Origin of the sequence: Cognatundibacterium luofuense, assembly GCF_018139685.1 — a bacterium.
Classification (GTDB): domain Bacteria; phylum Pseudomonadota; class Gammaproteobacteria; order Burkholderiales; family Burkholderiaceae_D; genus Undibacterium; species Undibacterium luofuense.
On sequence record NZ_JAGSPN010000049.1, the window covers coordinates 1 to 520 of the forward strand.

Here is a 520-nt window from a genome sequence, read left to right on the forward strand (position 1 = left end):
TCTTCAGAGTCCTTAGAATTATTGAACATGCTGGTATTGGCCAACCTGGGAGCCATTTCACGGGCATTGATAACTTCAGCTTTTCGTGTGGTGCTGTTGTAGATGGTGAAGAAGAGGCCGCCCCCGATGCCCATACTGTGGGCATTAATGAGCCCCATACACAGCAGGCTTGCGATGGCCGCGTCCACTACGGAGCCGCCTTCCTGTAGCATATCCCGCCCAATCTCTGAGCAACGCTTGGCATCTGTGGCCACGGCCGCCCTGGAGTACACATGGTCAGGCTTCCCAGAGGTGGTGGGTAGCCAGATGCAGAGGCCGATGATGACGAACACCAGAACCACCGCCACCAGGCCCAGCACCAGAAACCTATTCTTCATGGCTCGTCCAGTAGGAGCCCCCAAACCTTTCTTGGGGAGGTGGTTCTTGAAAATCAGCTGTATGGATAAGCAGGAACTCCCCCACACTCTGCGGAAACCCACAGCCAATCTTCCCTGAAACCGTTAGAGCAGGCTGGTACTCC

Annotated in this window: 1 protein-coding gene; it reads right to left on the reverse strand. The window is 55.4% G+C overall.

The features are described from left to right. A partial coding sequence (locus tag KDM89_RS19215) for a gamma-glutamyltransferase (protein ID WP_212689524.1) occupies positions 1 to 377 on the reverse strand: 377 nt, incomplete at its 3' end. Between the last annotated feature and the right edge of the window lie 143 nt (positions 378 to 520).